Source organism: Leifsonia sp. NPDC056824 (assembly GCF_042789575.1).
Classification (GTDB): Bacteria; Actinomycetota; Actinomycetes; order Actinomycetales; family Microbacteriaceae; genus Leifsonia.
Genome location: NZ_JBHUAV010000003.1, coordinates 505,605 through 511,835, shown reverse-complemented (window position 1 = coordinate 511,835; position 6,231 = coordinate 505,605). Strand labels below are relative to the sequence as shown.

At 70.6% G+C, this 6,231-nt stretch carries 3 protein-coding genes; all 3 read right to left on the bottom strand.

The genetic code is table 11. The features are described 5' to 3' along the window. Positions 1–84 precede the first annotated feature (84 nt). The 3 genes from ACFRFH_RS15245 to ACFRFH_RS15235 all read right to left on the bottom strand — a co-directional run bounded on the left by ACFRFH_RS15245 (position 85) and on the right by ACFRFH_RS15235 (position 6,005). Positions 85–2,394, bottom strand: coding sequence for an FG-GAP-like repeat-containing protein (locus ACFRFH_RS15245; RefSeq protein ID WP_382463838.1), 2,310 nt, complete (start codon positions 2,392–2,394; stop codon positions 85–87). Between the two features lie 90 nt (positions 2,395–2,484). Beyond that, positions 2,485–4,425: an esterase/lipase family protein gene (locus tag ACFRFH_RS15240; RefSeq protein WP_382463837.1), complete on the bottom strand. Its 1,941-nt coding sequence runs from the start codon at positions 4,423–4,425 to the stop codon at positions 2,485–2,487. Positions 4,426–4,637: 212 nt separating this feature from the next. Further along, positions 4,638–6,005, bottom strand: coding sequence for an NAD-dependent succinate-semialdehyde dehydrogenase (locus tag ACFRFH_RS15235; protein ID WP_382463836.1), 1,368 nt, complete (start codon positions 6,003–6,005; stop codon positions 4,638–4,640). Positions 6,006–6,231 lie beyond the last annotated feature (226 nt).

Genomic DNA, 6,231 nt, shown 5'->3' with positions numbered 1-6,231 from the left:
GCCGAGGGGCACGTAAACGCCCCTAAAAGTGCGTTTTAGGGGCGTTTACGTGCCCCTCGGCGGGGCTTGGGCGGGGCTTGGGCGTCAGCCCATCCAGGTCATTCCGCCCCAGCCGGTGCCGATGCGGACGCGCGGCCAGAAGCCCGTGCCCCCGTCGCCGGCGTAGAGCCAGAGGTTGCCGGAGGTGTCGCGCGCGACGAGGTCGTCCGTGCCGTCGCCGTCGACGTCGCCCACCGCCAGGAGCTGGTTCATGATCCCCCAGCCGGTGCCGATCTGGATCGTGGGCTGCCAGCCGGTCGGGGTGTGCGGGTACAGCCAGAGCCGGCCTGCACCGTCCTCGGCCACCAGGTCTGACTTGCCGTCCGTGTTGAAGTCGCCGATGCCGACGAGGGAGACCATGCCCGCCCAGCCGGTGCCGATGACGCTGGCCGACAGCCAGCCGCCGTGGCCGTTGCCCGGGTAGAGCAGGAGCCGGCCGGCGGTGTCGGTCGCGACGATGTCGGCGGTCCCGTCCCCGTTGAAGTCGCCGACCGAGACGATGCGCACGATCGAGTTCCAGCCGGTGCCGACGAGGCGGCGCGCACCCCAGCCTCCCGAGCCGTTGCCCGGGTACAGCCACAGGGTGCCGGTCGTGTCCCGCGCGAGCACGTCGGGATGGCCGTCGCCGTCGAAGTCGCCCGGCGCGACCATTGCGGTCATGCCGTTCCAGCCGCTTCCGACCTGCACTGCGGCCGGGGTCAGCCAGCCCGCGGCGCCGTCGCCCCGGTACTCCAGCAGCGCGCCGGCGGTGTTGCGGGCGAGCACATCCGGGTGCCCGTCGCCGGAGTAGTCGTGCAGGCGCGGGTGCGGCGCGGTGATCGTGATGTCGACCGTCGCGGGGCTGCCCGCGCTCCAGGTGCTGACGTAGGTGACGGAGATGGTCCCCGTGGCGTTGTGGATGGGCTGACCCGTCGCCCACGGCGCTGTCGCGTCGTTGAACTTCCCGCCGCCCGGGTCGGGCTCGGTGACGACGACGGAGCCGCTGTACGCGTTGTCCGTGAGCAACCGGATGCCCGGGGAGACCCAGATCGGGTACAGGTTCGTGTCGTCCATCGCCGTCTGGACACCGCGGTAGTACGTCGCCCGGTCCTCCACGAAGTACACCTGCTGCGTCCCCGGGTCGACGACCCGCGCGTAGTCGCCCTGGGCCGACACGTCGTTGACCGGCACGGCGTGCCAGGTGTGCGTGGTCTCGCCGGGGGCGAGCGCGTAGGTGGTCTCGGTGTGCGGCGTCCAGCCGAGGGCGTCGCGCGTCGCCGAGTTCAGGTCGCTCAGGACGTCGTGCATGGGATCGGCCGTCCCCATCACGTCGTACATGTCGCCCCCGTAGAACCGGACGCAGTTCGGTCCGCGGGTCAGCCCGCAGTAGTCGAGGTCGGAGGAGCCGACACCGATGTTGACGCCGATGCCGTTCGCGAGGAACTGGGTGTCGACGTTGAGGCCGAGGGTCTCCTCGATGAGGCCGCTGGAGCCGAGGCCGTCGCCGATCGTGCTGACGGCCGTGTACTGGTTCTGGCAGTCGGAGGGCAGCAGCACGACCAGGTGGTGGGCGCTGCCGGCCGGCGGCCGGTTCAGGTAGTCCTGGGCGGAGGTGTAGCCGAGCGCGACGGCCGCCTGATCCCAGAACGTGTCGATGTCCTGGGCGCACCCCTGCGGGGAGGTGATCGTCGTCACCGTCGCGGTGTTCGGGAAGGCCAGCTGAGTCGAGGGGTCGGTCCCGCGGTGCGACTGGTTCGTCCAGAACGTCCCCACCGTGCTCGCGATCGTGTCCAGGTTCGCCGTCGAGTAGGTCGTGGGATCGATCGGCCGGATGCCTGCGCCCGTGGGGTTGACGATCACGATGTCGATGCTGTGCGTGTTCGGGCCGGCGACGATGGCGGGGGTGATCGTGGCGTTCGCGATCGGGAGCGGCTTCACGCTCCCGTCGCGCGCCGTGAGCGGTGCGGCGGTCGCCGTGCCGGACGGGACGGCCACCGTCCCGTCGAAGGCCGCACCTGTCGCCGCGCCGGCCGGCACCTTCCCGCTGACGGGGACGGTCGTGCCGGAGCCCGTCACGACGGCGTAGCTCGTGCCAGTGTGCGCGGTCTTCACCTGCGCGCCGGTCTTCGTGACGACGGGCTGGACGGTGGTCACCCGCAGGGTGCCCTTCAGGGAGACCGCGTGCGAGCCGTGCGGCACGGACCCGTTCACGGTCAGCGGACCGGAGGCGGGCGTGGCCTTCGCGGCCACGGTCGGTACGGTCGTCGCCGGCACGGGCGCGGCCGAGGCGGCGCCCGTGGCGGACAGTGCGGTCAATATCAGCGAGGCGGTGAGGGCACTGGAGGCCGCGGTCACCCAACGTCGGGTCGAAGTCACGGATGAACACTAATGGTCCGCGAGACCGGATCGGACGGCTCGGACCACCCCAGTCCGGGGCGCACGGTATGTTTTCGGGCCGCGCCGCCCTCACGCGTCCCGGTTGACGATGGTGAACGCGAGCTGCGCCGCCGGACCGAAGACCGGCAGGGCGCGGGCGGCGGGTGGGAGGTCGAGCACCGCGTGGATGACGTTGCGGTCCTGCGGGTCGGGGGTGAGCACGAGCTCGTCCGCCATCTGCCCGAGCTGGTTGATCGCCCCGGGGACGGCGCTGTTCCAGCCCGTCCAGGCGCCGAAACGGCCGTCCGCCGCACGGCCGATGTCGACGATGAGCACGTCCTGCCAGTCGCCGACCTGCTCCAGGTTGCTGGAGAAGTCGAAGACGCCGTTGCGGGTGATGACCTGGTAGACGCGCAGGGTGAGGGCGTAGCGGGAGAGATCCTCGCTGAGGCGGGCGTAGTCGGAGGCCGGCTGCGCGCCCGCCGGGGTCGCGGCCGCGGCCGCGTCCGCCGCGAGGTCGTGGGACACCGACGCGACCGCCGCGGCGGCCACTGCGGGCAGCGTCGGGTCGAGCGGGTTGTCGAGCGCGACGTTCACCGGCTCGAGCGACGGCGCCTCCCGCTCCTGCTCCTCCTCCCCCGCGGCGAACGACTCCGCGAAGCGGTGCCACCAGCCCTGACGCGGCTGCGCAGGCGCGGGCGGCGCGCTCTGCGCCGGCGCGACCGCCGGCGTCGGGTCGTCGCCCACCCCTGGCGTGACGTGCGTCGGCGGGAGGTCGGTCGGCGGCTCCTTCGAGAACAGGAACGTCCCCACCAGCGGGATCGGCGCGTCCACCGAGTCGTCGCCCACCGCGCCGGGCGCGTGCTGCGCGATCTCGGCGTTGAGCTGCACCGGGTTGTAGTGCACGGCCTTCTGCTCGGTGATCAGCACCGACAGTCCGCGGATGGCGAGCTGGAGGTCGGCCTGCCAGGCGACGTCGGGATGCGCGGCGATGGCCGAGGCGGGCGGAAGCTTGCTCAGCTCCACCTGCACCGACCAGTGGCCGAACAGGAAGCGCGACAGGTTCTGGTAACCCTCCTCGGAGTTGACCTCCCCGTACGGTCCCGAGTGCGACTTGTAGACGAAGGCCCGGTGCGCGCCCTTCACGTAGGCGTTCTCGATGAGCACCAGCCCGTCGCTGCGCGGCCCGACGCCGAGCTTCGCCAGGTTGTAGTCGTTCTGGTCGGTGCCGATGATGCAGAACACGTCGTCGAGGTCGAACACGTCCGGTGGGATGATCCGCGGGTCCCAGGCCTCCCCGATCGGCTTGTCCCCGAACTTCTTCCCCGGCGTCAGGTAGCCGTACATCTTCGGCGGCGAGAAGATGTCCGACCCGGCCGGACCGAAGGTCTCCATCAGCCAGTTGAGGAGGCCGCCGGTGAAGACGATCCCGCCGTGCGGCGTCGCGTACGTGCAGAACTTGGCGACCAGCTCCTTCGCCGGGATGCGGCCGTCCTCCTCGCACACCTTCTGCATCATGCAACGGGCGACCAGGCCGCCCATCGAGTGTGCGACCAGGAACACTTTCGGCGCTCCGGTCTTCTCGCGCACCTGAAGCACGAGGTCGTACAGCTCGCGTGCCGCCTGCTCGATGTCGAAGCCCTGCGCGCTGGTGTGCTCGCGGACCAGGTCCTCCGTCCAGGTGATCGCCCGGTCGAACAGGTTGCCCGACCGCGGGGTCGGCGCGGCGTAGGTGGTGGCGGCCTCGTCGTAGAAGCGGTGGATCCAGATCGACTTCTGCGGCAGCGAGCCGTGGGCGGCGGTCGCGAGCAGCTCCTTCTGGCTGCCGCGCACGAGCACCTGGTAGGCACGCTCCCCCAGCAGCCGCAGCAACGGCCCCTCGAACTGGTAGAACATCGGGTCGCCGTCCCCGTTGACCCGGGTGTGGGTGGCGCCCTCGTTGAAGCCGTAGAAGGGATCGTTGACCGTGGAGTCGATCTGACTGGTCGGGCCGGCATACCCGCGGCAGTAGACGATCGGCAGCTCTTGCACGGGGAAAGGGTCCCGCCGATCGTGAGGAAGTGTCAAGACCGGACGTTCCACCCCGCCGTCCCCCTCGCCCGCCCACCCCGCACACAGGAGAATCGCGAGCGACGCGCCTGAACTCTCCTTCCCAAAGCCGTTCGGAAGGAGATCCGCCGCGTTTCTCCTGCACAACACAAGAGGCCGGCCGCGCGTCGCGACCGGCCTCCTGTGGACAGAACTCAGCCGCCGATGCGGATGAGCTTCTTGTTGACGAACTCGTCGGCGCCGAACCGGCCGAGCTCGCGGCCCGAACCGGAGCGCTTCACGCCGCCGAAGGGCAGCTCGGCGCCGTCGGCGAGCACGACGTTGACGAAGACCATGCCGGCCTCGATCTGGTCGGCGACCCGGAGGGCCTGCTCCTCGTCGGTCGTGTAGAGGTACGAGCCGAGGCCGAACGGGGTGTCGTTGGCGATGCGCACGGCGTCCGCCTCGTCCTTCGCGCGGAACACCTGCGCGACCGGTCCGAAGAACTCCTCCTTGGAGGCCGGGTTCTCCGGGGTGACGTCGGTGAGCACGGTCGTCTCGAAGAACGCGCCGTCGCGGCCGCCGCCGCGCACCAGGGTCGCGCCGTTGGCGACGGCGCGCTGCACCTGCTCGTCCAGGCCCTCCGCCGCGCGGAGCGACGAGAGCGGGCCGAGCGCCGAGGACTCGCTGGTGGGGTCGGTGGCCTCCACCTCGGCGAGCTTGGCGGTGAACTTCGCCAGGAACGAGTCGTACAGCTCGTCCGCGACCACGAAGCGCTTGGCCGCGTTGCAGGACTGGCCGCTGTTGTCGAGACGGGCGTCGACGGCGTTCTGCACGGTCGCGTCCAGGTCGTCGGTCGACAGCAGGATGAACGGGTCCGATCCGCCCAGCTCCAGCACGACCTTCTTGAGGTTGCGGCCGGCGATCTCGGCGACGGCGGCGCCCGCGCGCTCCGAGCCGGTCAGCGAGACGCCCTGCACGCGCGGGTCGGCGATGACGGTCTCGATCTGGTCGTGCGACGCGTAGATGTTGACGTAGGCGCCCTCCGGGAAGCCCGCGTCCAGGAACATCCGCTCGATCGCGGCGGCCGACTCCGGGCACTGCTCGGCGTGCTTGAGCAGGATGGTGTTGCCGATGATCAGGTTCGGGCCGGCGAAACGGGCGACCTGGTAGTACGGGAAGTTCCACGGCATGACGCCGAGCAGCACACCCAGCGCCGAGCGGCGGACGACCGCGGACCCGGCGCCGTCGAGCAGCTGGATGGGCTCGTCCTTCAGGAACTCCGACGCGTGGTCGGCGTAGTACTCGTAGATCGCCCCGGCGAAGTCGACCTCGCCGAGCGCCTGCTCCACCGGCTTGCCCATCTCGCGCACGATGATGTCGGCCAGCTCCTGGCGACGCTCGACGTGCAGCTCACCGACGCGGCGCACCAGGGCGGCGCGCTCCTGGACCGTGGTCGTCTTCGACCAGGTGCGGTACGCGTTCTCGGACGACGCGATCGCGGCCTCGAGACCGGCGTCGGTGATGGTGTCGAAGGTCTTGACCGTCTCGCCCGTGGCGGGATTGGTCACGGCGTAGCTCATGTTGCTCCTTATTCCTACAGTGACGGGGTCGTGGCCCTGGGTGATCGGGCAAAGACGCCCGCACCAAAACACTACGGGTCCGGCATCGGCTCGCGCTACGAGCGCTACCCGACTCCCACGAGCGCGCCACCCCCTCAGCCGCGCACCGCACTCCCCGTCGGCAGGACCATTGGGGGCAACTCGCCGACAATCTCCTGCTGAACGCCCTTCGGAAGGAGATCCAGCC

Coding starts and splice junctions, on each gene's coding strand:
- ACFRFH_RS15235 (WP_382463836.1), bottom strand. CDS start 6,005: ATGAGCTACGCCGTGACCAATCCCGCCACGGGCGAGACGGTCAAGACC.